Annotated in this window: 22 protein-coding genes and 1 other RNA gene; 19 read left to right on the top strand and 4 right to left on the bottom strand. The window is 42.1% G+C overall.

Annotated elements, in window-relative coordinates; all coding sequences use genetic code 11:
* Positions 1-18: 18 nt before the first annotated feature.
* A complete protein-coding gene (locus tag ACWPVL_RS08340) occupies positions 19-720 on the top strand; it encodes an ion transporter (protein ID WP_454388239.1) in 702 nt (233 codons plus the stop codon).
* A 72-nt stretch (positions 721-792) separates the two neighbouring features.
* Here ACWPVL_RS08340 and ACWPVL_RS08345 read toward each other — a convergent pair whose 3' ends face one another.
* Positions 793-2,685 (bottom strand): M13 family metallopeptidase, encoded by a 1,893-nt coding sequence (locus ACWPVL_RS08345; protein WP_454388241.1) that lies wholly within the window; start codon positions 2,683-2,685, stop codon positions 793-795.
* Between the two features lie 148 nt (positions 2,686-2,833).
* Between ACWPVL_RS08345 and ACWPVL_RS08350 the strand changes: the two genes are divergently transcribed.
* From ACWPVL_RS08350 to tpx, 4 genes are all read left to right on the top strand, one after another.
* Positions 2,834-3,553 (top strand): metal ABC transporter ATP-binding protein, encoded by a 720-nt coding sequence (locus tag ACWPVL_RS08350; protein WP_454388243.1) that lies wholly within the window; start codon positions 2,834-2,836, stop codon positions 3,551-3,553.
* 1 nt (position 3,554) lies between these two features.
* The gene (locus ACWPVL_RS08355; RefSeq protein ID WP_454388245.1) at positions 3,555-4,391 is read left to right on the top strand and encodes a metal ABC transporter permease subunit; all 837 of its coding nucleotides are present in this window, start codon (positions 3,555-3,557) and stop codon (positions 4,389-4,391) included.
* A gap of 21 nt (positions 4,392-4,412) precedes the next feature.
* Positions 4,413-5,345: a metal ABC transporter substrate-binding lipoprotein/adhesin ScbA gene (gene scbA, locus ACWPVL_RS08360; RefSeq protein WP_045500328.1), complete on the top strand. Its 933-nt coding sequence runs from the start codon at positions 4,413-4,415 to the stop codon at positions 5,343-5,345.
* A gap of 151 nt (positions 5,346-5,496) precedes the next feature.
* A complete protein-coding gene (gene tpx, locus ACWPVL_RS08365; protein ID WP_454388247.1) occupies positions 5,497-5,988 on the top strand; it encodes a thiol peroxidase in 492 nt (163 codons plus the stop codon).
* Between the two features lie 288 nt (positions 5,989-6,276).
* Here tpx and ACWPVL_RS08370 read toward each other — a convergent pair whose 3' ends face one another.
* The 3 genes from ACWPVL_RS08370 to gshAB form a co-directional block, all read right to left on the bottom strand.
* Positions 6,277-7,533: a toxic anion resistance protein gene (locus ACWPVL_RS08370; protein ID WP_454388249.1), complete on the bottom strand. Its 1,257-nt coding sequence runs from the start codon at positions 7,531-7,533 to the stop codon at positions 6,277-6,279.
* A gap of 24 nt (positions 7,534-7,557) precedes the next feature.
* Positions 7,558-8,403 carry a hypothetical protein gene (locus tag ACWPVL_RS08375; RefSeq protein ID WP_454388251.1) on the bottom strand — a complete coding sequence of 282 codons (846 nt, stop codon included), beginning with the start codon at positions 8,401-8,403 and terminating at the stop codon, positions 7,558-7,560.
* Between the two features lie 224 nt (positions 8,404-8,627).
* Complete coding sequence (gshAB, locus tag ACWPVL_RS08380) at positions 8,628-10,880, bottom strand: bifunctional glutamate--cysteine ligase GshA/glutathione synthetase GshB (protein ID WP_454388617.1); 2,253 nt, start codon at positions 10,878-10,880, stop codon at positions 8,628-8,630.
* A 301-nt stretch (positions 10,881-11,181) separates the two neighbouring features.
* Here gshAB and ACWPVL_RS08385 point away from each other — a divergent pair, with 301 nt between their 5' ends.
* The 14 genes from ACWPVL_RS08385 to ACWPVL_RS08450 all read left to right on the top strand — a co-directional run bounded on the left by ACWPVL_RS08385 (position 11,182) and on the right by ACWPVL_RS08450 (position 24,978).
* Complete coding sequence (locus ACWPVL_RS08385) at positions 11,182-12,474, top strand: adenylosuccinate synthase (protein ID WP_048792129.1); 1,293 nt, start codon at positions 11,182-11,184, stop codon at positions 12,472-12,474.
* Between the two features lie 212 nt (positions 12,475-12,686).
* Positions 12,687-13,343, top strand: a complete 657-nt coding sequence (locus ACWPVL_RS08390) for an HAD family hydrolase (protein WP_454388253.1) — start codon at positions 12,687-12,689, stop codon at positions 13,341-13,343.
* A 181-nt stretch (positions 13,344-13,524) separates the two neighbouring features.
* A complete protein-coding gene (gene tadA, locus ACWPVL_RS08395; protein ID WP_179856415.1) occupies positions 13,525-13,992 on the top strand; it encodes a tRNA adenosine(34) deaminase TadA in 468 nt (155 codons plus the stop codon).
* 32 nt (positions 13,993-14,024) lie between these two features.
* Positions 14,025-14,123, top strand: an RNA gene (gene ffs, locus ACWPVL_RS08400) — signal recognition particle sRNA small type.
* 310 nt (positions 14,124-14,433) lie between these two features.
* Positions 14,434-15,783, top strand: coding sequence for a glucose-6-phosphate isomerase (locus ACWPVL_RS08405; RefSeq protein WP_002917809.1), 1,350 nt, complete (start codon positions 14,434-14,436; stop codon positions 15,781-15,783).
* Positions 15,784-15,967: 184 nt separating this feature from the next.
* Positions 15,968-16,768 carry an SDR family oxidoreductase gene (locus tag ACWPVL_RS08410; protein ID WP_048766056.1) on the top strand — a complete coding sequence of 267 codons (801 nt, stop codon included), beginning with the start codon at positions 15,968-15,970 and terminating at the stop codon, positions 16,766-16,768.
* 62 nt (positions 16,769-16,830) lie between these two features.
* Positions 16,831-18,657 carry a BglG family transcription antiterminator gene (locus ACWPVL_RS08415; RefSeq protein ID WP_080978303.1) on the top strand — a complete coding sequence of 609 codons (1,827 nt, stop codon included), beginning with the start codon at positions 16,831-16,833 and terminating at the stop codon, positions 18,655-18,657.
* Positions 18,657-19,154 (top strand): transcriptional regulator GutM, encoded by a 498-nt coding sequence (locus tag ACWPVL_RS08420; protein WP_048766061.1) that lies wholly within the window; start codon positions 18,657-18,659, stop codon positions 19,152-19,154. The genes ACWPVL_RS08415 and ACWPVL_RS08420 overlap by 1 nt, the downstream gene beginning before the upstream one ends.
* Entirely contained in the window at positions 19,151-19,693 is a 543-nt protein-coding gene (gene srlA / locus ACWPVL_RS08425) for a PTS glucitol/sorbitol transporter subunit IIC (protein ID WP_048766064.1), read from the top strand. The genes ACWPVL_RS08420 and srlA overlap by 4 nt, the downstream gene beginning before the upstream one ends.
* A 16-nt stretch (positions 19,694-19,709) precedes the next feature.
* The gene (srlE, locus tag ACWPVL_RS08430; RefSeq protein ID WP_048766067.1) at positions 19,710-20,690 is read left to right on the top strand and encodes a PTS glucitol/sorbitol transporter subunit IIB; all 981 of its coding nucleotides are present in this window, start codon (positions 19,710-19,712) and stop codon (positions 20,688-20,690) included.
* A gap of 98 nt (positions 20,691-20,788) precedes the next feature.
* Positions 20,789-21,160, top strand: a complete 372-nt coding sequence (locus ACWPVL_RS08435) for a PTS glucitol/sorbitol transporter subunit IIA (protein ID WP_048766068.1) — start codon at positions 20,789-20,791, stop codon at positions 21,158-21,160.
* Positions 21,161-21,767: 607 nt separating this feature from the next.
* Positions 21,768-23,120, top strand: a complete 1,353-nt coding sequence (locus tag ACWPVL_RS08440) for a hypothetical protein (protein ID WP_048791911.1) — start codon at positions 21,768-21,770, stop codon at positions 23,118-23,120.
* Between the two features lie 75 nt (positions 23,121-23,195).
* On the top strand, positions 23,196-24,101 hold the full coding sequence (locus ACWPVL_RS08445; protein WP_454388258.1) for a hypothetical protein: 906 nt from the start codon (positions 23,196-23,198) through the stop codon (positions 24,099-24,101).
* A 52-nt stretch (positions 24,102-24,153) separates the two neighbouring features.
* Positions 24,154-24,978, top strand: a complete 825-nt coding sequence (locus ACWPVL_RS08450; protein WP_454388260.1) for a hypothetical protein — start codon at positions 24,154-24,156, stop codon at positions 24,976-24,978.
* Positions 24,979-25,247: the final 269 nt, after the last annotated feature.

Consider the following 25,247-nt stretch of genomic DNA (forward strand, 5'->3'; position numbering starts at 1 on the left):
AAAAAAGTGAGGTTGAGGATGACAAGGAAGACTTTATTTCAGATTATTGAGCCCCGTCAAAAGGAAAATGTGATTGAAAAAACCTATGATGTCTTTATGTTCCTGACTATTATTGTCAGCCTGATCCCCCTAACCACAAAAAGTCACACAGGAATCTTCATGTGGCTGGATTTTGTGTCAACGATTATTTTTAGTATTGACTATGTGCTCAGGCTCGTCACTGCCGATTATAAATTGGAAAAAGGTAAGCTTTCTTTTTTCCTCTATCCTTTTACCTTTTTGGCGTTGGCTGATTTGCTATGCATATTGCCTTCCCTCTTTTTGTTAAATAATAGTTTGCGGCTTTTTAAGATTTTGCGCATGCTTCGTATCTTGCGTGTCTTCAAGTTTATTCGCTATTCTAAAAATATCCAAATATTGACCAATATCTTAAAGAAGCAGAAGGACAGTTTGATGATCGTGGGTCTTTTGGCTCTCTGCTATGTCTTCATTTCTGGCCTTATCATTTTTAATGTCGAGCCCAGCACATTTCCTAATTTTTTTGACGTCCTCTACTGGGCAACCATCTCCCTGACGACGGTTGGCTATGGTGATATTTATGCAGTTTCAACGACTGGAAAAATTATTACCATGATTTCTTCCTTTTTAGGAATCGCCATTGTGGCTCTGCCCGCTGGTATCATCACGGCCGGCTATATGAAAGAAATCAAAGAACTATAAAAACCTGTTCGAGAAGGCTCTATTGCGCTTCCTGAGCAGGTTTTTTGATTGATTAAATATTATTAAAGTCGCTTACCAAATCACTACCCGTTCTTCTGGACTGCGCCACATACCGTCTCCTTCTTGGACATCAAAGGTCGTAAAGAAGTCGTCAAAGTTTGGCAACTGCACATTGGTCCGAAGTTTAGCGGGCGCATGGACATCGACGCTGGCTAGAAGCTTCATGTACTCTTCGCGACCCTTCATCCGCCAGATGCGAGCAAAGTTGGTGAAGAATTCCTCCGCAGAGAAATCGTCTTCTTTCTTGGCTGCTTCGAGAGCCGCTGCAATACCGCCCAAGTCCGCTACGTTTTCTGAAACGGTCAGCTTGCCATTGACCTTGGCACCGTAGGAATCTAGACCTTCGAACTGGTCGATGACTTTCTGAGTCCGCTCAGTAAAGGCTTGGTAGTCATGCTCCGTCCACCAGTTGTTGAGGCTGCCGTTTTCATCAAAGGAAGCGCCGTTGGTATCAAAGGCATGGGAAATCTCATGGGCAATAACCGCTCCGATACCGCCATAATTGGCTGAAGAAGACTGGTGCAGGTCATAGAATGGTGCCTGCAGGATAGCCGCTGGAAAGACAATCAAGTTTTTTTGAGGATTGTAGTAGGCATTGACCATATGGGCAGGCATTCCCCATTCTTTGTAATCCACTGGCTGGTTCCACTTGCTCCAACCATGCTTGATTTCCACTTGTCGAAGCTTTTGAGCATTTTCGAAGAGGCTGAGATTTTCATCCACAATCTTGTCTGCGTAGCGCTCAGGCAGCTCCTCTGGGTAGCCGATATAAGGCTTGATGACATTGAGTTTGACAATGGCCTTGTCCCGAGTTTCTGGTGTTAGCCAGTCATTGCTTGCGAGGCGCTCCTTGTAGACTTGGATCATGTTGGCTACTTTTTGCTCCACATCGGCCTTGGCCTTTGGGGAGAATTTTTGTCCAGCATACCAGAGTCCGATGGCTTGATTGAAAGGCGCTTGAGCTAGGTAAAAGGCAGCTTTTTTCTTGTCTTGCGCCTGAGGTGTTCCAGATAGGGCGCGACGGTAAGCGCCTGCTAGGACACGGATTTCGTCAGTCAAGTAGGCTTCAGCTGACGCGATAGCATTAAAGATAAGCACGGCCTTGAGGAGGGGCCAAGTCTCTTCGCAGTAGAATTGGTTGGCAGCTTGCCAGAAACGCTCCTCAGGTACGATAATCTGGTCAGGAATTTGCCCGATGAGTTGGGTGAAGATGGCATCTAAAGGTAGATTCGGTGCTAAGGCTTTGAAATCTTCCCACTTGTAAGGGTGGTAAAGCTTGGCATATTCTGAACTTTCCTCCCGTGACAGAACGACTTTGGCAATTCGAGCATCCAGTTCTAAAACCTTATCCAGCAAATCTTGAATTTCTTCTGCTGAAAATTCGAATTTTTGCAGCAAAGCTTCGGAAGCTTCGCGCCATTTTTTCAAGAGCTTATCCTTTTGAGGATGCCCATCAGCATAGTAGGTTGTGTCTGGGAGAATAGTACCAGGCGCATCTGCCCAAAGGACATTGATACGGGCGTCCATAAAGTCAGGCGCCACACCAAAAGGAAAGAAATTGGGCTTGCCAGCCAGCTCAAACTCGGCAATCTTTGTGGTAAATTCTGCAAAGGAGTTGAGTGCTTGGTATTCCGCAATCAAAGGCAAAACAGGCTTGACACTGAGTTCTTCCCGCTTGTCATAGTCAGCTGCTAAACGATGGTACTTGATAAAGTTTTGCAAAATAGCATCATCAGGAATTTCCTCACCCCGCGACCATTTATCGGTAGTGGAGAGCATCAGCTTTTCAATCTCATCTGACAAATCTGTGAACCCGCCGGTGACAGGCTTGTCATCTGGGATAACGGCCGTTTTGGCCCATTCACCATTAATAGCATCATAAAAATCATCTTGTAAACGTGTCATGTTTTTCTCACTTTCCTGCTTTTGATATAACCTTATCAAAATTAGCTCCTTTTTTCAAATATTTCTTATATTGATTTTAAGGATTTTTTAAAAATTAACTTGACTTAATTTTCATTTTAATGTATATTAAAACAAAAGAGGTATAACAATGATTGAAATGAAAAATTTAAGTGTCAGTTATCAAGGACAGCTGGCCTTAGAACCAACTTCTTTAACAATAAAAGGACCAACTATCACAGGTATTATCGGACCAAACGGGGCTGGAAAGTCAACTCTCATAAAAGGGATGTTAGGAATTGTTGAGAGTGAGGGGCAGACCTTTCTAGATAGAAAACCCATGGAGCAAGAATTAAGCAAGATTGCTTATGTAGAGCAGAAAATTCACATTGATTATAATTTTCCTATCAAGGTCAAGGAGTGTGTGTCTCTGGGTTTGTATCCTAAGATTAAGCTCTTTCAACGCCTCAAAGCGTCTGACTGGGAAAAGGTTGCTCGGGCTTTGAAAATCGTTGGTTTAGAAGATTTTGCTGAGCGGCAGATTAGCCAGTTGTCTGGTGGGCAATTTCAACGGGTCTTGATTGCCCGTTGCTTGGTTCAGGAGGCGGACTATATTTTCCTAGATGAGCCTTTTGTTGGGATTGACTCGGTCAGCGAAGAGATTATTATGAAAACACTCCGTCAGCTAAGAAAAGATGGGAAGACGATTTTGATTGTCCACCATGACTTGAGCAAGGTGGTCGCTTATTTTGATCAGGTCTTGCTACTTAACAAAAAAGTCGTCGCTTTCGGATCAACCGAGAGTACCTTCACCAAAGAAAATATGCAGAAGACCTACGGCTCTCAGCTCTTTATGAATGGAGGTGACTAGGATGATCCAGGAATTTATTCAAGGATTGCATGATTTTCATTTCCTGCAAAATGCGTTGATTACAGCCATTGTAATTGGAGTGGTGGCCGGTGCCGTTGGGTGCTTTATCATCTTGCGGGGCATGTCGCTCATGGGGGATGCCATCTCTCACGCGGTGCTGCCCGGTGTGGCCCTGTCTTATATTTTGGGGATTAATTTCTTCATCGGTGCCATTACCTTTGGCTTACTAGCTTCCATCATTATCACTTACATCAAGGGCAATTCTATTATAAAAAGTGACACGGCTATCGGGATTACTTTTTCTTCCTTCCTGGCTCTGGGGATCATTTTGATTAGCGTTGCCAAGAGTTCGACCGACCTCTTCCATATTCTCTTTGGGAATATCTTGGCGGTGCAAGACCTTGATATGTGGATTAGTATCGGTGTGGGTATCTTGGTGCTGCTGGTCATTGCTATTTTCTTCAAGCAGCTTTTGCTGACGTCCTTTGACCCGCTCTTAGCCCAAGCTATGGGAATGAAGGTGAATTTTTACCACTATTTACTGATGATTCTCTTGACTCTGGTATCTGTCACAGCCATGCAAAGTGTCGGAACGATTCTGATTGTGGCCATGCTGATTACACCAGCTGCAACGGCCTATCTCTATGCCAAGAGTCTCAAGACTATGATTTTATTGTCATCTGCCTTGGGGGCTGGTGCATCTGTTTTAGGTCTCTTCATCGGTTATAGTTTTAATGTTGCAGCAGGTTCTAGTATCGTTCTAACCTCTGCCCTGATCTTTTTGGTTTCATTTTTTATCGCACCAAAACAGCGGTATTTAAAAAGAAAAGTAAAATAATATATTTATGGAGGATTTCCAATGAAAAAATGTCGTTTCTTAGTTCTGCTTTTGCTGGCTTTTGTCGGCCTAGCAGCCTGCTCTAGTCAAAAAAGCAGTACCGAGACTGGTTCTTCAAAATTGAATGTTGTTGCAACCAACTCGATTATTGCGGATATTACAAAGAATATCGCTGGCGATAAGATCAATTTGCACAGTATCGTACCTGTCGGCCAAGACCCACATGAATACGAGCCTCTGCCTGAAGATGTCAAAAAGACTTCCCAAGCGGATCTGATTTTCTACAATGGGATCAACCTAGAAACAGGTGGCAATGCTTGGTTCACAAAATTGGTAGAAAATGCTAAGAAGAAAGAAAACAAGGACTATTATGCTGTCAGCGAAGGTGTTGATGTCATTTACTTGGAAGGCCAAAGTGAAAAAGGGAAAGAAGACCCACATGCTTGGCTCAACTTGGAAAATGGGATCATCTATGCTCAAAACATTGCTAAGCGTTTGAGCGAAAAAGACCCAGCTAACAAAGAAACTTACGAGAAAAATCTTAAAGCTTATGTGGAAAAACTAAGCGCTTTGGACAAGGAAGCCAAAGAGAAATTCAACAACATTCCTGAAGAAAAGAAAATGATTGTAACCAGCGAAGGTTGCTTCAAATACTTCTCTAAGGCCTACAATGTGCCATCTGCCTATATTTGGGAAATCAACACTGAAGAAGAAGGGACTCCAGACCAAATTAAAACTTTGGTTGAAAAACTACGCAAGACGAAAGTGCCATCTCTCTTTGTGGAATCAAGTGTAGACGACCGTCCGATGAAGACTGTTTCTAAAGACACCAACATCCCAATCTACGCTAAAATCTTTACTGACTCTGTTGCAGAAAAAGGAGAAGAAGGAGATAGCTATTACAGCATGATGAAATACAACTTAGAAAAGATTGCAGAAGGTCTGTCTAAATAATGATAAGAGGTTGGGAAGATAGAATCCTAACCTCTTTATTTCTGAAGAACAAGCTTCATATGGAGTCGCTCTCAAATTTTCAGTCAAATTATTCGAAAAAAATCACTATTCGCAGTACAATGGAACTATCAAACATGAATGGAGACTTCCTATGACAACTTTTCTCGGAAATCCTGTAACCTTTACTGGAAAGCAACTGCAAGTCGGCGACACAGCCCACGATTTTAGCCTGACAGCTACTGACCTTTCAAAGAAAACTCTGGCTGACTTTGCTGGTAAAAAGAAAGTCCTCAGCATCGTACCGTCTATCGATACTGGTGTCTGCTCAACTCAGACCCGTCGTTTCAATCAAGAACTTGCTGATTTGGACAATACTGTTGTAATCACAATTTCAGTTGACTTACCTTTTGCTCAAGGAAAATGGTGTGCCGCTGAAGGCATCGAAAATGCTGTCATGCTATCTGACTACTTCGACCATTCTTTCGGCCGTGACTATGCTGTCCTCATCAATGAATGGCACCTGTTAGCTCGTGCAGTCCTAGTTTTGGATGAAAACAATACTGTGACCTATGCTGAATATGTGGATAACATCAACACCGAGCCAGATTATGATGCAGCTATTGCGGCCGTCAAAAGTCTATAAAGAAATATCTTTTTCAAAAAAATGAGAGTGGGACAGAAATCGGTAATTCGTTAGAATTCGATTTCGTCGTCTCACCTCCGCACAGTTGAGTAGGGCTGTAAAAGCTGATGAAATCAGCGTAGTAGAGCCCACTCAACCACTGCGTCTTGCTCGACAATCCAAAGACAATTGAGAGGCTAGGACTTTTGTCTCAGCCTCATTTTTGTCTTCTTGACCAAAAATACAAAAAGACAAACATCAGTTTTGACATTTGTCTACGAGTTGAAAGAGTCTGGATGGCTCTTTTACTTATTCTGAAGTTAATTCTTTCTGGGCTTCCTTGCCTTGATCCAGCAGGGCTTGGATAATCTTTTGATCACGCAGTTTGACAGAGTTGTTGATGGTTTCTGCGGATTGGATGACCGCCGCTTCTAGCAGAGCACGTTTTTCCCGTCCTTTATCAATGGCTTCGATAATGCCTTGGTTTTGAGCAACGAGGCTTTCTGCCAGCTTAGTAACAGACTCGACAGCGATAGTAGGGCTTTGGGAAATCCGTTCCAGCTGAGGAATGACTTCCTTGCTGGTTTCGGCGAGCATTTGCAGGGCAGCGTTATTGGCATTAGAGATGGCGTCAGCTACCTGACCAGACTTCATGGATTGCTGGAGGATACCTAGCTGGGCGATAGACAGCTTCATTGTTGGAATGGTATTGCGACGAAGCATTCCGAGCTTTTGGCGCATATCAGAGGAAACCTTGACCAGATTGCGCATCTGAGGGGTAGTTGCCCAAGCCACATAGAGACGGCTGACATATTCAGTGTGTTGCTGCTCTAAGGTATTGACCACCTCTGTCATTCGAGCTAATTCTTGCGATTTGACTTGGTAGTCAACAGTTGTCATATCTAACTGAGCGACTTCAGCCTGCAGTTTGAGCGCTCGATTGCCAGATTCTTGCTGAGCAGCTTCGATAAAGGAAATAACTCCAACTAGGTTTTCAATCGATTTGGTATTATCCTCAATCAGCATTTCTGCAGAAACGATGTTGCGAGCCAAGACATCCTCTTGCTTGACGACGGTTGCAGCCATGCCGTCCATTTTCTGCTCAATGTTTTGTGAGTCGAAATAGAATTCCTGAAGAGTGTTTTTGCTCTGTTTGAAGAGTTTTTCCAAGAAATTAGGCTTCTTGTCTAGTTCCGCTACTTGAGCATCCTTGTATTTTGCGACAAAGCCATTGAGTTCCTTGTTGGTATTTTTTAAAAGCTCATCTACCTGGGGAATCTGCAATTTTTTCTGCTCGGCTAAGATACGATTGACGGTGCTATTGACTTCTTCGACAGCAGATTGGCCAAAGTCCAGCAAGGCATTTTGGTCTGATACGAAATTATCCACAAGCTGCGGAGCTTTAGCCGTAATCGCACTCTGTTGCTCAGGAGTCAGCTTTTCCAGAAAAGTGAGCTGGCCATTTTCTTGGGTCGTATTGGCTTCGATGATTTCTGTTGTTTTGTCGCTTTTGCTGATGGCATTGTTGGCAATTTTATCAATGTCAAAATTAAATTCTTGGCTCATAGTTTCTCCTTTGGTTTATCTAGCTTAAAAGCCAGTGTCTGTTTGCTTTTCTTTGTCTAAGATACGCAGGCTAATGTCAAAGTCCCTCAAATCAGCTTCGTTTAACTGACGCAGCGCTTCGTCTAGGTCCAAGTCAAACTGCTCGATGGCTGCTTTAGCCTTGGCTAGCCGCTCCTCGGCATTGTAAAAATCTTTGGGAGAAGCTTTGATTTTGAGGTAGCCTTCTAAAATATCTTCGTAGTGCTCCATCTGGGACTGATGGATGGCAGTCAGCTCTTCCTTATTATTGCTTTCAGATTGAGAGATTTTGTGAAGAATGGCCTCGTGGTCAATCTGAATATTGCGAACCGTAGCGACCAATTCTGGGGCTAGCTCTTCTAGACTAGTTTTCTTAGGCTGCGCTTCCTTTTGCCTTTTCTCTCGTTCAATTTTTTGCAGTTGTTTATCAATTTCCTCGGTTACAGTAGTAATTTTAGTCTGAATGCGCTGGTAGACAGATGCAGGAATTTCATCTCGCAATTCCTTAGCAACGTTTTTGATATAGGTGAGTTGGGGAAGAATTTGCAGGGCCAAATCTTGGTAATCTTCCTTCTTGCCGTATTCTTGGTAGCTTTCTAATTCTTTAATACGGCGGTCAGCCTGCCCAATCTCTGCTTTTAAATCTTCAATACGGCCAATGCTGGCTTGTTTAGCTTCAATACGAACTCTTTTCTGCTTTTGGTAGCGATAGATTCCGTAGCCAATACCTCCCAAAATAGCAATGGGGATCAGATAGCTGGCTACCACTCCAGAACCAAATATAATTGCAAGTATCCAAATCCAGCCAAACCATTCCGATTGCTGCTTCGAATTATTCCTTCTTCTCGACATGGACTTTTCTCTTTCTTCTCAATGTGATATTTCTATTTTAACATAAAAGCTAGTTTTTGAAGGAGAAAGATTGATATATTCAGCCGCACTTTTAGATTTGATGAGAATATTTGCCTCATCAAGAGAGAGCTTTGCTTCCTTTCCTAAAAGTAAGCGTAAGAGTTCTTTTTTATCACAAGTGGGCAAACAAGAATCGCAAGGAATCCCCTGCGATTCTTGTTTTATCAGTCTATTTCTGGGAAAAGTTTAGCCAGTATTTTAGGGGTGATGCTTTGTCCCGGCCCCTCAGCACAATAGGTGTGCATATACATAGAGGGATTGAAGTTGAGCTCGATGCAGGTACAGTTGGGATTTTCCTTGGTGGAAATAGCAGAGCTGTCAGGGATGATGAGGTCAACGCCACAAGCCCAAGCTCCCATAGCTCGTGCCATGTCCGCAGCTAGTTCTTTATAAGATGGGTGCATACTTTCAGTCACATCAATCGAGTCTCCGCCAGTAGAGATGTTGGAATTGCGCCGCAAGTCAACCTTGACTCTATCAGGCAGGATATCATCTGGTCCATAGCCTTGCTGGTCCAGCATGAGCAGTTCAATGTCCCCCAGTTCAATGATTTCAAGCGGTGAACGATGGTCGCGCCCGCGTAGGGGATTGTCGTTTTTGATAGCAACTAATTCTCTCACGGTATGTTGACCGTCTCCGACCACATTAGCTGCCACGCGTAAGAGGACTGCCTCACACTGACCGTCTAAGACAAAGAAGCGGTATTCCGTTCCAGCGATAAATTCCTCCACCAAGACGGCAGCGTCTTCTGAAAAAGCGATCTCTAAAGCCTTGCGATAAGCTTCCAGACTAGCTGGTTCTTGGAAGATAGAGATGCCTAGTCCAAAGTTGGTTGACTTGGGTTTGACAACAATTTGTCGGTCTTTAATCAAAGGATAATAGGCCAGTCCTTCTTCAAGAGAAGAAAACTCTGCTCCAGCCGGAACAGGAAAGTCAGCTGCAGCCAAAATCTTTTTGGTGACGGTTTTATTGGCCATAGCCAGAGGGATGACATAGTTATCCTTGGAGGTCATATTTCCGTTCTTGACATACTCCACATGGTGACCGTGACAAAGCTTGAGAAATTGGTCATTTTCATCTAGGATCTCGAGATGGAGGCCTTTCTGGAGAGCGTCAAACATAAGCATTTGAGTGGAAAGCTCCATCTTTTCATAGCCCTTGAGGGCATAGGGCGCAGTCCAAGCGTAATCTCGATATTTCTTAGCCTTTGCCAGTCCAAATGCTGAGAGGGAATTCTTTTCAATATGGGGCAATAATTGCCCTGCCAGAGTCAGCTTGGGCTCAGCCAGCGTAGCTCTGACTTGTGCTAGCAATTGACGGTAGGAGGCAGGAAGATTGAAATGCTGGATCACATTTTCCATAGCATGGAGAATAGCAGAGCTGTCGGCCCCTGCAGGTAGAGGCGTCAAGGGGTGAGCCAAAGCAACGGCATCGTTGAGAGCATGAGCCGCTTGTAGCTGTGTATCACTATCTGTCACATCATCCAGCCACAATAGAGCCAAGAGAAAGAGATGGACCGTGTCCAAGGTTTCCTGACTAATACCTAAAACGTTGAAAGGATTGAGGTCGAAACAGCGCAGTTCCAAGTAAGTAATGCCTTGTTCCAGATAATCTAGATTTCGTTTTTGACCGCGAAAGCGCACAGGCGAGTAAAATTCCTTTTCCGCACTTAGGTCGCCAGACCCGACATAGTCCTCGATGTCCGAGACATAGCTTTCCAGCGAGCGAAATGATACATGGATATGCTCGTCATTGACGTAGCCGTGATGGCTATTTCGGAGTGAACGGACAGGAGCCTCAACTGGCTCATCGTAAAAGCCAGCTTCTGCCAGTGGAGCCGCACCATAAAGATAGGTCAAGAACCAGCGGAAACGGAGGAAATTGCGAGCTAATTTGAGATAGAGGGCATTTTTGAAATCCTTGAAGGAAGAAAAGTTGCTAGCCTCAAAGAGAGACGTCATCAAATCTTTTCCTAGCTCGATATTGTAATGAATGCCGGAAATGGTCTGGAGGCGTTTGCCATATTTTTCCGCTAAACCTTGACGATAATGGAATTCGTAGGCATTTTCGAGGTGGGCGATTTCAATCTCGTCTTCTCGGAGTTGGGGAGGCATGGACAAGGGCCACATGAGTTCAACTTGGGGAATGGAGCGTCCAGCTACATCGGTGATGGCACCCAGCAGGCGACGAGCCTCCTGAGTTGAAGAGGCGATGGGCGTAATCAATTCGAGCTGTTGCTCGCTAAAATCCGTCTGGATATAGGGATGAAAACTCCGAGAACCCAGAGAGCTGGGATGGGGAGTTGATGCCAGTGTCCCAGCCTCTGTCACGCGTAGGGATTCTCTCTCCAGTCCAAAAGTCGCCTGTAAGATCGGGCTGGCAGGGTCTAGCTTTTCAAGTAAACGATCAATAGTCATCATTTTTTCCGTCCTTAGTATAGTACTTTCAGTCTATTATAAAAAAGGCCAGAAAACAACTATTCACTACGTTTTTAATGAATTTCCGAACTTTTATCGCCATTTGTTGGATATATTTCGTGAAAATAGAAAATTTTAAAAAGAATTATTCGTTTTCAAAAGTGAAAATCCAAATTTAAAAGATACCTAATCTTGAAAAAAATTCAAAATTTTCTTATAATAAAGTGTAAGATACGTTTGCAGGTGAAACTCCTGCCTTGTAGATTAAGAAAGGAAGAGCTCTCGTAGCTCAGACGAAATTATGACATCAGTTGTTGTTGTAGGAACCCAGTGGGGAGATGAAGGAAAAGGGAAAATTACGGATTTCCTTTCGGCCAATGCTGAAGTGATTGCCCGCTACCAAGGCGGTGACAATGCTGGACATACGATTGTGATTGACGGAAAAAAATATAAATTGCACTTGATTCCGTCAGGAATTTTCTTCCCAGAAAAAATCTCAGTGATCGGAAATGGGATGGTGGTCAATCCTAAATCTCTGGTCAAGGAGTTGGCTTATCTGCACCAAGAAGGTGTTACCACAGATAATTTGCGCATTTCAGACCGTGCCCATGTCATCCTGCCTTACCATATCGAGCTGGATCGCCTGCAAGAGGAAGCTAAAGGCGACAATAAAATCGGTACCACAATCAAGGGAATCGGTCCTGCCTACATGGACAAGGCTGCGCGTGTTGGTATCCGTATCGCTGACCTCTTGGATAAAGACATTTTCAGAGAGCGCTTGGAGCGGAATCTAGCTGAGAAAAACCGCCTTTTTGAGAAATTGTACGATAGCCAAGCGATGAGCGTTGACGATATCTTTGAAGAATATTATGAATACGGTCAGCAAATCAAGCAGTATGTGACCGACACATCAGTCATCCTCAATGATGCGCTGGATCAAGGCAAGCGTGTCCTCTTTGAAGGGGCACAAGGCGTTATGCTGGATATTGACCAAGGTACCTATCCATTTGTAACCTCGTCTAACCCAGTTGCCGGCGGGGTAACGATCGGTTCAGGTGTTGGTCCAAGCAAGATTGACAAGGTAGTTGGTGTCTGCAAGGCCTATACGAGCCGTGTCGGTGATGGACCATTCCCAACTGAATTGTTTGATGAAGTGGGCGAACGTATCCGCGAAGTGGGCCATGAATACGGTACAACGACGGGCCGTCCGCGTCGTGTGGGCTGGTTTGACTCCGTTGTTATGCGCCACAGCCGCCGTGTATCAGGCATTACCAATCTTTCCCTCAACTCTATTGACGTTTTGAGTGGTCTGGATACAGTCAAAATCTGTGTGGCCTATGACTTGGATGGGGAGCGAATCGACCATTATCCAGCAAGTTTGGAGCAGCTCAAGCGCTGCAAGCCAATCTATGAAGAATTGCCAGGTTGGTCAGAAGACATCACTGGTGTCCGCAGTCTAGAAGACCTGCCAGAAAATGCCCGCAATTATGTTCGCCGTGTCAGCGAACTGGTTGGAGTCCGCATTTCGACCTTCTCAGTCGGACCAGGTCGTGAGCAAACCAATATTTTGGAAAGTGTTTGGTCTAGTTTATAAGCAAATGAAGACAAGAGAGTGGGACAGAAATCGGTAATTCGTTAGAATTCGATTTCGTCGTCCCACCTCCGCACAATTGAGTAGGGCTGTAAAAGCTGATGAAATCAGCGTAATAGAGCCCACTCACCACTGCGTCTTACTCGACAATCCAAAGACAATTGAGAGGCTAGGACTTTGTCCCAGCCTCTTTTTGAAAGCAGAAAGAGGAAAAAATGTATCAAACGATTTTATTTGACCTAGACGGCACCTTGACCAATTCAGAACTAGGGATTACCAACTCAGTGGCCTATGCCTTAGGAAAATATGGGATTCAAGTGCCAGACAAGAAAGCATTAAGAGTCTTCATCGGTCCGCCCTTGCAGGATTCTTTTGAGCGCTTTTATGGATTTTCTAAGGAAGAATGTTTAAAGGCCATTGACTACTATCATGAGTACTTTTCTGAAAAAGGCCTTTATGAAAATGAGGTCTATCCAGGTATACCTGACTTGCTAGCTTCTCTGAAGCAGGCTGGCAAACAGTTGATTATAGCTACGTCAAAACCTGAAGAATTTTCCATTCAGATTCTCAAGCACTTTGGCTTGTATGATTATTTTGACTTTGTTGCTGGTGCGACCATGGATAGAAAACGTAGTAAAAAAAGCGATGTTATCCAGTATGCCTTAGAGCAAAATGGGATTACAGATTTGGCGCATACCATCATGATTGGAGACAGGGAGCACGATGTGCTTGGGGCTCAAGCGCAAAAGCTTGATTCTATCGGTGTCCTTTATGGCTTTGGTAGCAAGGAAGAATTGGAAGAAGCCGGCGCCACCTATATTGTCCAAGAAGTTGGAGAAATTGCTAAAATTATCAATACTCAAAAAGCTTAAGCTTTATTTAAGATAGACCAGCTATACTAGAAGCATAAACAAAGACCTCCTAACTTTGTTTAAACCTCCTAAACTTTTTCATAATAATCTCCCATAAGAGTCGCCCAATCGGCGGCTTTTTTGTGAGTCATAAGCTGCCTGTGGTATAATGAACAAAGAAACTAAAAGGAAGAGGGAAGAGATGGATTACACGATAGAGGAAAAAGAAATGTTTATGAGGGAAGCGCTGAAGGAGGCGGAGATTGCCCTCGCCAATGATGAAATACCGATTGGTTGTGTTTTGGTCAAGGATGGTCAGATCGTCGGACGCGGGCATAATGCGCGTGAGGAGCTGCAGCGGGCGGTCATGCATGCGGAAATCATGGCGATTGAGGAGGCCAATCAGCATGAAAATAGCTGGCGCCTGCTGGATACGACGCTTTTTGTCACGATTGAGCCCTGCGTCATGTGCAGCGGAGCCATCGGTCTGGCTCGCATTCCCAAGGTGATCTATGGGGCGAAAAACCAGAAATTCGGGGCTGGGGGTAGTCTCTACGATATTCTGACGGATGAGCGGTTGAATCATCGCGTAGAGGTTGAAAGCGGCCTTTTAGAAGAAGAATGTGCGGCGATTATGCAGAACTTTTTCAGAAATCGCAGGAAAAAGTAAAGAAAATTAGCCAAAAAAGAAAGTTTGTGTTATACTAATTAATGGAGCAACAGTTCTGCGTGAAGCGGGTCAGGGGAGGAATCCAGCAGCCCTAAGCGATTTGAACTGTGTGCTCTTTTCTATTGCCCTTGATGAATCAAGCCTAAAAGGCGCAGATGAATATTGGAGCAGTGAATCTAGTTTGAACGGACCTGAAATGAATTCAGCTGACATCCAATCTTAAGAAGCATATTGGTTTTCTTGTCAATCAAAACTGTTCTTCTCAATAGGCCTAAGATTTGTTGACTTGCGCAAACGATTGCTATCAGTTATGTCCTAGGGTTAGCTTATTTAGAAAAATAGTATAGAATAAAAAATGTAAACGTTTTAAAATAGTAAAAGTACTTGCTTATTTTTTCTTAAAGCGTTATCATAAAAGAAAAGAACAATTGGAGGATAAACATGACACATATTAAATTTGACTATTCAAAGGTACTGGATAAGTTTGTAGCACCACATGAATTAGATTATATGCAGCCTCAAGTGACTGCAGCAGATAATGCTCTACGAAATGGAACAGGTCCTGGAGCAGAAATGACAGGCTGGTTGAATTTGCCTGAAGAATATGATAAAGATGAATTTGCTCGTATTCAAAAGGCGGCTGCTAAAATCCAATCTGATAGTGAAGTGTTAATCGTCATCGGTATTGGAGGATCTTATTTAGGGGCACGTGCAGCGATTGATTTCTTGAATAATTCTTTTGTAAATCTACAAAGCAAGGAAGAACGTAAGGCACCTCAAATCCTCTATGCTGGTAATTCTATCTCTTCAAGCTATTTGGCTGATTTGGTAGATTATGTATCAGACAAAGATTTCTCTGTCAACGTTATTTCTAAGTCAGGAACAACTACAGAGCCTGCTATTGCTTTCCGTGTCTTCAAAGAACTCTTGGTTAAGAAGTATGGTCAGGAAGAAGCAAATAAACGGATTTATGCAACTACAGACCGCGCTAAAGGTGCAGTTAAGGTTGAAGCAGATGCTAATGGCTGGGATACTTTTGTAGTGCCTGATAGTGTTGGTGGTCGTTTTACAGTATTGACAGCAGTGGGACTCTTGCCAATCGCAGCTGCAGGGGCTGATATCAGCAAGTTGATGGAAGGAGCAAATGCTGCTCGCAAGGCTTATGCTTCTGATAAGTTGGCTGAAAATGAAGCATATCAATATGCAGTTGTACGCAATATCTTGTACCGTAAAGGTTATCTGACAGAAGTTCTAGCTAACTACGAACCATCTTTGCAATACTTCTCAGAATGGTGGAAGCAACTGGCTGGTGAGTCAGAAGGTAAAGACCAAAAAGGTATCTACCCAACTTCAGCCAACTTCTCAACAGACCTGCACTCTTTGGGGCAATTTATTCAAGAAGGAACTCGTATCCTCTTTGAAACAGTTATTCGTGTAGATAAGCCTCGCAAAAATGTGTTGATTCCTGAATTAGCAGAAGACTTGGATGGCCTTGGCTATCTGCAAGGAAAAGATGTTGACTTTGTCAATAAGAAAGCAACAGATGGAGTGCTGTTAGCTCACACAGACGGCGGAGTGCCAAATATGTTTGTGACCCTGCCTGAGCAAGATGAGTTCACTTTGGGCTATACTATTTACTTCTTTGAGTTAGCTATTGCTCTTTCTGGCTACCTGAATGGTATCAATCCATTTGATCAGCCTGGAGTTGAGGCTTATAAGAAAAACATGTTTGCTCTTCTTGGGAAACCAGGCTTTGAAGAGCTGGGTGCTGAGTTGAATGCACGCCTTTGATTCTCATATGCTTTGAGTTCATTCAGGATATAAAAAGATCCACAGGTTCATTTCTTGTGGATTTTTTAGTACAAGCCTCTTAATTAGTTTATTATTTTTTTGAACAGTGTAAAAAAGAGTGTCTTAATTCTTTTATGAAAGCGCTGTATAATTGCCTTGTAAATAAAATTTGAGAGGTATCAAAATGAATGATTGGTTAGACATTAAAGGCAAAACAGTTCTTGTGACGGGTGCGTCATCTGGGATTGGTAAGGCAATCGTCGAAGAATTGTTGGAATTAGGAGTCAATGTAGCGAATTTTGATCTTAGCGACAACGATTTACGTCACCCGAATCTATTATTTGTAAAAGTTGATGTAACTTCTCGCTCTGAAGTAGAAGAGGGTGTTGCCAAAATAGTTGAAAGATTTGGCAATATTGATGCGGTAGTCAATAATGCAGGGATTAATGTTCCTAGATTATTAATTGATGCAGAAAATCCTAAAGGTCCTTACGAGTTAGACGATGAAACGTTTGAAAAAGTAACAATGATTAACCAAAAAGGTCTGTATTTGGTTAGTCAGGCAGTAGGCCGGATTCTGGTTCAAAACGGAAAAGGTGTAATTGTGAACATGGCTTCAGAAGCAGGCTTGGAAGGTTCTGAAGGACAAAGTGCCTATGCTGCAACGAAAGCGGCAGTCTATAGTTACACTCGTTCATGGGCGAAAGAGCTTGGTAAACATGGTGTACGTGTGGTTGGAATTGCTCCAGGAATTATGGAAGCTACGGGACTTCGAACTCTTTCTTATGAGGAAGCTCTTGCTTATACTCGTGGAAAGACGGTAGAAGATATTCGAGCTGGTTATGCTTCAACTTCAACGACTCCATTGGGACGGAGTGGGAAACTACGGGAAGTAGCTGATCTTGTAGCGTTCTATATTTCAGACCGTTCTAGCTATATAACAGGTGTCACTACAAATATTGCCGGAGGTAAAACTCGCGGTTAAAACAATGAAGGTAGGGAAGAGAGTTGACCTTAGTAAATCGGTGGTATAATATTTTAGATAAAATGGTCTCGCAGCCAACTTATTCCTTGGTAGATATGCGCTCAGAACTGGATATTAGCTTGCAAACCTTGCAAAAGAGTATCCAACAATTAAATGATGTTTTGGCTCCTAATATCCAGATTATCGCACAAGATGATCAGTTAATGTTAGAAGTATATGACTATACAGAGTTGGAAAGGATTTTATCTGGTAGTTTAAAACAGGAGAGTGACTTCAATTCTTCCAGTAAAAGAATTGCCTATTTGCTAAAACGTTTAATTGAGTCAACCTCCCCTCTTCTTATTGACGACTTGGCTGAGGAAGTAGGTGTTAGTAGAAGTACCCTTAATAAGGATTTGAAACAAGTAAAATCTTTGGCAGAGAGTTACTCTATCACTATTTCAGGAAAGCCCAACCGTGGGCTGGAGGTCTTGGGGAGCGAGCTGAATTTGCGCTTGCTCTATATTCACCAAGTGGCTCCTTACTTTGAAGGAAGGACACTCACTGAGGCAACATCTTCTTTTCTGGAGACGCTAGTTCAGGACTATAAAATCCCTAAAGAAACACAGGAACTCCTTCGAAAGACCATTTCAATTATGGTGGAGCGTATTCATACATCTAGAGTGTTGAATTGTCCTATTCCTTACTATAGGAATGATTTAACAGAGACACATTTGGCTGAGAAATTAATCTATCATATTGAGATGACTTATAAGATTTCCCTCAGTCAGTTTGAGATAGACTTTTTGTGTTTTCCGTTTAATGTCCGTTTTATTGACACTTTAAGCAAGCCGTCTTATCAATCTGAACAGCTTTCAAACATTTTTCAAGGGATTGTCAAGAAAGTCAAAGAGACAATGTTGGTTCACTTTGATGATGAAGAATTATTTGAAGAAATCAAATCTCATCTAGGCCCCTTAATCAATCGACTGATTTTCCATGTGCAAGCTAATGATATATTTCATGGCGAGGTTCAAACTCAATATCCTTTTGCTTTTGAAATGGCAAAAATAGCTGGAGAAGAACTATCTGTAATTTTTGGTTCTGAATTGGAATTATCTGAAATCGGATATCTGGCTTTGTATTTTGAAATGATTTTAAGAAAGCAAAATTCTGCTGTTAAGGGTTCTCGCAAGCAGATAGCTGTAGTTTGCACAACAGGAAGAGGAACTGCTGCGATGATTATTCAGCAACTCAGGCGAGTCCTTGGAAATGATATAGACATTACCCAACATTCTGAAGAGGATTTTAATGTAGAGCTGAACCAGGAATATTTTGCAATTTTTACGACGGTGCCTCTGAAATATAAAAATTCCAAATCTCCAGTCATTCAGGTTAATCATCTTTTTGATGATCAATGGCTGCAGGAAGAATGGCAGAGGGCCAATGCTTTTCATCAAAAAAATCTAGAAACAGTCAGCTTGCGCTTTCTTCGGTTGAGCCCCCAAAAAACCTATCAGCAATACTTGCTAAATATGGTTGCAGAGTTAGAGAAGCTTCAGATGATTGATGAAGGGTTTAGAAATCGGATAATTGATAGGGAGAAAAAGCAATCAACCATTTTTGGTGGAGGAATTGCCTTCCCCCATACAATTAACCAGGGTTATGCAAAGACTATTTTAATGTTCGGAAAACTAGAAGAGCCTTATCAAAAAGAAGATGAATGGATTGAATTTATCTTTCTAGTCGCCATTCCCTCAGAAATTGAAAGAAAAATGGAAAGTGAATTGCTGGAATTGTATGACGATATTTTTCGAATTGCAGGAGAGCCTTCTCTAAAAGAAGCATTGAGGGCTGTAGAAACAGAGACAGAGTTTCTATCATTTTCTAAGAGTAAAGGAGTATTTTAATGAGTTCGCTAATAATTTTCGCTGTATTTGTCATGGCAGCTTATGTATTTCAAATGTTCCTCGGCTGGCAGCAACTTAAAGACTTCAATAAGACCTATACGATGCTCCGAAAACTGGGGCGCGTAGCGATTGGCAGGGAGTCCGGAAGAATCAAATCCGGTACGATTGTCATGTTCGCGGTTGATGAAAACGGTCGGGTTCTTAAAGCTAGCAAAATGCAAGGAGTCACAATCTTAGCACGTTTTCAAAATATGGACGATTATGTTGGAGAAGACATCCATTATTTTGACAAGTATAATCCTCTTGTGAGAAAAGAAAATAAGTTGATGCAATCAGCCATAGAAGATGCTAGAAAAGTCTATCTTTGGCATGAGGCAGGTATTGAGAAAGAGACAAGTTCATCTGATTCTTTTCTGGGATTCGGCTTTTATGCGAATTACTTACAATTATCTATTAAACAGTTATTTAAAAAAAATAAGAAAGGGAGTTCCTTATGAATCACATTACAAATTTTGCAGAGAGTTTTATGAAACTCTTCCAATTAGGTGGAGAAACCTTTATTAGCTGGATGACAAATATTGTACCGCTTGTCTTAATGCTATTGATTGCAATGAATACACTTATCGCTTTCTTGGGAGAAGAGAAGGTCAATTCCCTGGCTAAGATTTCTGCCAAAAATCCTGTTAGCCGGTATATGATTTTACCTTTCATTTCAGCCTTTATGCTGGGGAATCCGATGTCAATCAGTATGGGACGTTTCTTACCAGAATATTATAAACCTAGTTTTGTAGCAGCTCAGATGCAGTTCTGCCACACTTCAAATGGTGTATTTCCGCATATCAATCCTGGGGAATTGTTTGTATGGATGGGAATTGCAACAGGAATTCAAACTTTAGGTTTAAGTCAAATGGACTTAGCCATTCGTTACATGCTTGTTGGGCTTGTCATGAACTTTGTAGGCGGTTGGGTGACCGATTTTACAACTGCTTATGTAGCAAAACAGCAAGGTGTTACCTTGAGTAAAACATTTGATTGATAGAAAGAGTGAAATTATGTCATATAAGAGTATAAAAGTTGTTAAAGGAAATGGCGGCTTCGGAGGACCTTTGGTCATTACACCTAGTGAGGCTAAGCACAAATTTATCTATATCACTGGCGGCGGAGAAAAGCCAGATATTGTAGATAAAATTGCTGATTTGACCGGTATGGAAGCTGTTAACGGGTTTAAAACTTCTATCCCTGATGAGGAAATTGCTTTAGCAATCGTGGATTGTGGCGGTACTCTTCGCTGCGGTATTTATCCTAAAAAGGGGATCCCTACAATCAATATCGTCGCTACAGGGAAAAGTGGCCCTCTAGCTCAATATATCACTGAGGAAATCTATGTGTCAGCAGTTGGCCTTAATCAAATTTCTGCTGCTAATGAAGATGAAAAAGAGACAACTGTGGTAACAGAAAAGCCAACTTACGATACTACTAAAAAAATTACAGAGCAAAAAGCTGAAACAAGTATTGTAGCACGAATTGGGATGGGCGCTGGGAAGGTCGTTGCGACTTTCAACCAGGCTGCTCGTGAAGCCATCCAAACAATGCTCAACACAATCATTCCTTTCATGGCCTTTGTTTCCTTGCTGATTGGGGTTATTCAAGGTTCCGGTGTTGGAAATTGGCTGGCAAAATTAATGGTTCCCCTAGCAGGGAACATCTGGGGACTCATTTTGATTGGCTTTATCTGTTCCTTGCCATTCCTATCTCCTTTGTTAGGCCCCGGAGCTGTTATCAGTCAGATTATTGGAACCTTAATTGGAGTTGAAATCGGCAAAGGGAATATTCCGCCCCAAATGGCTCTGCCAGCTATATTTGCTATCAACACTCAAAACGGTTGTGATTTCATTCCTGTAGCACTCGGTCTATCTGAAGCCAAGTCTGAAACAGTTGAGGTTGGTGTCCCTTCTGTGCTTTATTCACGCTTCCTCAATGGTGTTCCGCGGGTGCTAGTAGCTTGGATAGCTAGTATTGGTCTTTATCAGTAGACCTTTGATAGATGCACGTAAACATAGCAACTATTATGTTAAACTTATCTATAAGCATAAGTTTATGACAGATTTGAGAAAGGATGAATAGGAATTAGATGAAGAAAATTTTTGAAGCTAAAGTAATTCAAGTGGGGCCTGAAGCTCAGAATATGATTCAAGATGCCAATATGCTCATTTTGTTTGGAGAAGAAGCTCCGGAAGACTTAGCAGAGTATTGTTTTAAAATCGATAACAAAAATCTTCTAGGTGCAATACTAGAAGGTGGAAAGCTAGTCGTAGATAGTCAGGAATATTCGATTACTGCCGTAGGAAATGTAGTAGAAAAAAATTTAACTGGACTGGGCCATATCACGATTTCTTTTGATGGTTCAAAAGAGGGCAGCCTGCCGGGCACTCTCCATGTTGCAGCAGACCAAGCAGTAGTAATTGAAAAGAGCTCTACCATTCAGATTTTCGAAACTGCTTGACCATAATAAAATTTCAAATCAAGCAATTTAGAAAAATAAAAGTCTAAAACTAGGCACAACCTCCCTTCTAGGAGGTTTTTTGCTATTTTAAAAAATAGATTTTATCATGTTTTGTTAGTTAGCTCGCTATCTAGCTTGTCTTTTACTTACTTATCTATTCAGCAGCAGTTTTCCTTTCCCTGATTATATGTTACAATCAGAGAAGATGCAGTAGCAATGTGATAGACTTTTATCTAGAAAGTTGAGCTGGCTGCTATTTGGACGGTTCTAGAAAAACAGAAGACCAAGATTGGAAAGGAGTCCTGATGAAGTTATTATTGGCTGAAAAAGTGAAACAAAAATAGTCATAAATAGTTATTTTCATGGGCACGGACGAGAGTTCGTGCCTTTTTGCTTGTATGCTTTCAAGCTAAGCCAGTTCAAAATATGATATACTGGAATAAAGTTATATTAGCATGACAAGTTTCATGGTGCAGACAATCGCTGGATGTTACCCCCAGTATGAATGGTATAGAAAAGAGAATAGTAGCATTCAGCGGTAGGAATTGTTAACGGTTAATAGGGTCGTCTTTTCAATGATAGAAGAGTCAATAGATGAGGAGGAGTTATGGGAAAGAGAAATCTGGAAGCTTTGAGGCAGAAACATCAATCAAAATTCAAGAAGGCCCAAACGAAAAAGCCAGCAAATAGCCAATCATCCTTTCTATCCAAATGGAAAACCAAGGAAGACCAATACATCAAACCGTCTGCTAAATTGCAAGAAGCGCAGAGAGGGGCAGAAGAAAATCAACCTCGTCCTTCAGGTTCGTCTCCATCAAAAGTGGTATTTCCAATAGAGAGCTCAAGCAATGAGCTATCTGACATTTCTTCGATAGAGGACAAAACCGGCTATGGGGCTAAACCAAGTTCTCAAGACCAGCCGGTGTTTTCTGAGCAATTAGAAGGAGCTCAGCAGGTGAAGGAGCCTCTGTCGCTTCTATCACAGAATTTGTTGGAATTAAAGCAGAGAGAGCTGAAGCGCCTTATTTCTAGCTTAGAATCACTGAAAGCTAAAAAACAAAACCAAGTCCTTCGTGGAAATCAAGCTAGCCAGCCGATGTCAGGCCTTGTAACTGAAGCAAAGCAGACCAAGCTTTCTCCGCGAATAAGCTCCAATGAGCTTGCTAGAGAGACAGATAAAGTAGAGTTTAGGAAGAAAAAACGAGGAATCTTTTCTAAGATAAGGGTGATGCTACTTTCTAGTTTGGGGATTATAGCCTCAATGTATAGCATAGTAGAGCAGTGGAAAAAGAATGATGATATAAAACGCATGGAAGAAGCTGCAGCTATTTCTCGTATGTTAGACTCATATGGAAAGGATCAAGATTTAAAATCTGATAATCGTCCAGAATGGATTGCTAAGAAAGAGGAGTATCAGTTTCATATCACCTATGATGATATCACTTCTTTATTCTCAGACTTCACTTCATCGGTTCCAAATCTGACAAAGGTCGACGAGGTGGTTGCAAAGTTAGGGAAAGCTGAGTCTGGTAGGGAAACGAACCAAGATGACCTAATCAAGACAATAGATTTAAACTATTCACAAGCAGGGACGGAAGCGAAAGTTAACCTCTCTTTTAAGAGCTATCTTGGTCCTTCTGAAACTCTTAAGTTGGAATCCCTAAAATGTACGCATCTCAGTAGTGCGCAACTGCCTAACCGAAATGCTCAGCTCACTCGTCAAGATCTTTCTGGTATAGAGAAAGGAAAGACCTATCAAGAGATTGTCAGTCAGTTGGGACTTCCAGAGCGCCTCGATTGGCATGGGGGAATCTTGAGCTATACCACTTTATCAATTTCTTATCGTTTGGAGGATGGTCAAGAGGTTAGTTTTTCTTTTGAAAAAGATGACACTCAGAGCTATCGATTGAAAGACAGCTCAGGTTTGGCAAGCGAAGCGGGAGATGCAGGTGCTCGGTAGCGCTTTCCTAGCAGGAGCATCAGCTGTTTGTAGAAAGGGAATGAGCAATCAAGTATTTAGTTGATAGGTGAAAAGGTGAAAGATAGAAATTTAGAAGCATTGAGGCGGGAACACAAATCCAAGTTTAAAGCTAGAAACACTTCGTCGGTCAAGAATCAGCGGGAAAGGGGAGAAGCTACCCTCGAACAGACAAAGGAAGAAACAAGGAAATACACGCAGAGAACAGAGTCAACAGGCAAACCTAATGGCCAGCTTTTAGCAAAGTCTGTGCTATCTCGTTATGCCTCACTCTTAGTGATTGCCGCAGGTCTAGTGGGACTGATTAGCTTCTTGATGGTGTATATGCGACCAACTTTTAAGTCAGAGGGAAATCAATCAGCTATATCGTCTGTTCATACTGTTCCAACAGAATCAGAAAATAAGATTGAGATCCTGACGGAGGGGAATTCAGCTTTTATTGAAAAGAATCGAGAGGTCGATTTTCCATTCGAAGAGATATTCGAGTTGATTAAAACCATGAACCAACCTAATGTGTCTCCAGAGGATATCGTTGAGAAGTATGGGAAAGCCAGCTCTGGGAGTGTGGATAATCGCGTGAAAGGCAGTAAATTGGTGATACTTTCCTACAATTTAGTAGGAAGAAAAGGAGTTGTTAATATGCGTCTTAGGAGTACTGGAGGAGGAATGGAGCTCTATACGGTATCTGCCGCTTTCTTCCGGAATGCTGGGGAATCGATTACGAAGACAGTTGATGATTATCGGTCGCTCATTCCCAAAAGTGATCGAGAAGGGATGGAAGTCAAGCAAGCCATAGAAGAACTGGGAATGCCTAAAACTATTTATGCTTCTAAACCAGTTAAGTGGCAAGTTGATTCACTTCTTCTTGAATATTCAACCACGGACAATATGACAGTTTCTTTGTTTTTTGACGAAGTGAATGGGCTTTACCGTCTAAAAAGTATGATGACAAGCACGGTCTGAGAGCCTAGACTGAGAGCACGGAATTTTTTCTTAAACAGACAAGGATAGAAAGATGGGAAAAAGAGATTTAGAAAAATTACGAAGGGAACATAAGGGAAAATTTAGTAGAACTAGGGAACCCTTAAAACGAGAGTCTAAGGAAGGAGCTAGTTTGCTAGCTGAAACAAACCTCAAGGAAGGCACAAGACAAGAATCAAAGTCAACTTTTAAGAGAACCGCAAAGTTTAAACACAAATCACCATTTTTCAAGCTAGTGAGTGCTCTAGCCCTGATTGGCCTTGTTATCGGCCTACTTGTCTTAATCGGGAATTGGACCAATTCTTACAGAAAGAATCCGTTTGTAAGAACAGAAGCAAAATATTCTTCTTCAAATGCCGAAGTTTTGGATTGGGAACCAAGGGATTTTATAAAGTATAAGATTGAAGAGGACGAGGATAGAAATATCACAGTGTCCGACTTTGTTCATCAACATGGTTTGGCTAAAAGCAGCGATGAAACGGTGATTGGCAAGAAGGATAAATTGTTATCACTGATCTATGATTTGAAGGGAGGAGGCTTTGCCGTCCTTCAATTCTGGGATTTTGGTTCAGGTCTACATCTTACTAGCATAGCTTATAATATTTATCAAAATGAGGATTTGACAGGGGAACGGCTTTCTTTCCTTAAGGGAATGACATCAAATGAAGAAACTGGCATCACTGATCTAGAAGTGATAGAACATTTGGGACTCCCCAACAATTACTATAAAGCAGTGGTGAAAGGATATTACAGTATGTCTATGGGCTATAGGGCAGAGGATAAAACCTTCTTCCACTTAAACTTTGTAAAGGGCAAGGACGGACAATTTCATTTGAATAAAGTTCAAGAGACTAAATAGCATACTAGCTGCTAATAAAGTCCTAACTGTATAGCCAAATTGTGTTATAATAGAAAAATAAAAGAGATAGAGAGTGGGACAGAAATCGGTAATTCGTTAGAATTCTATTTCGTCGTCCCACCTCCGCACAGTTGAGTAGGGCTGTAAAAGCTGATGAAATCAGCGTAGTAGAGCCCACTCAACCACTGCGTCTTGCTCGACAATCCAAAGACAATTGAGAGGCTAGGACTTTTGTCCCAGCCTCCCAACAAAGAATAGAAAGAACAAAG

This window comes from Streptococcus sp. Marseille-Q8145 (genome assembly GCF_965112035.1).